Origin of the sequence: Salinimicrobium maris, assembly GCF_049680855.1 — a bacterium.
Classification (GTDB): Bacteria; Bacteroidota; Bacteroidia; order Flavobacteriales; family Flavobacteriaceae; genus Salinimicrobium.
This window is the reverse complement of sequence record NZ_JBMPGS010000016.1, coordinates 1-979: the sequence shown is the minus strand read 5'-3', so window position 1 is coordinate 979 and position 979 is coordinate 1. Positions and strand designations below refer to the sequence as shown.

At 37.9% G+C, this 979-nt stretch carries 1 protein-coding gene; it reads right to left on the bottom strand.

Features of this window, described 5'->3' with window-relative positions:
* Positions 1 to 39 precede the first annotated feature (39 nt).
* Positions 40 to 979: IS110 family RNA-guided transposase (locus tag ACOV1Q_RS15855; RefSeq protein ID WP_424495381.1), on the bottom strand; the 940-nt coding region annotated here is incomplete at its 5' end.

Below are 979 nucleotides of genomic sequence, written 5' to 3'. Positions count from 1 at the left end.
CCAGCAGCTAACAAAGAACTAAGCTAACTTCCAAACAATTTATCCTAATTTTGATACATAATTTTCATCGTATGGTAAACCCGATTTTGCCACTGCAAATGCCTGTTTCAGCAGTTTGCCGCATACGGCGATTAGTGCAAGCTTCTTACTTTTACCTTTGGCTATTATTCTCTCGTAGATCTCCCTGCAGGCTTTATTATGTTTACATGCGGTAAAGCTGCACATAAATAGTAAGTTTCTAAGTTTTGGATTGCCCATCTTACTAATCTTACTTTTTCCTCTTACACTGGATCCTGATTCTCGGATGATAGGAGTAATTCCGGCATAGCAGCATAATTGACTTGCGTTCTCAAAATTGGTAAAACCATCGGTTAACACCAATAACATAATGGCTGTTTTATTACCCATTCCCGGGATACTTTTAAGGAGTGTTAGTTGTTTTTGCTGCTCATCCTTAACAATCTCTGTTAATCTCACTTCCAGAGTTTTGATCTCGTTTTGTACTACTTTAAGTGATCTGTTTAGCGAGTGAAAAACGACTTTTGACGGTTTTCCCAGAACTTTTTCTCCGTGAAGCTTATTCTTTAGGGCTGTACTCTGTTTGGTGTAGATATCTATTAGACGAAGTAATTGAAGAGCCTCGGCCTGGCTCTTGTCTTTTGCCGTATACAAAGGAACCTCATTGGCTTTAGCGTATTCACATATCGCTTTGGCATCAGATTTATCGGTTTTAATCTTTGAGAGTTTCATCTGAATAAAACGCTTCACTGATAAAGGATTGACTACCGAGACCTTCATTCCCTTTTCATAAAGGAATTGTGCCAACCTATAATGATAATATCCTGTCGCTTCCATAACCACCAGATCTTGGTTAGAAAGAGCCTTTAAAAATGATTTAAAGCCCAATCCGTTATTTTTAAATTGGAAGTGTTTTCCTTCTGAACTGGCAACATCAAATAGATCTTTACTGATGTCTACT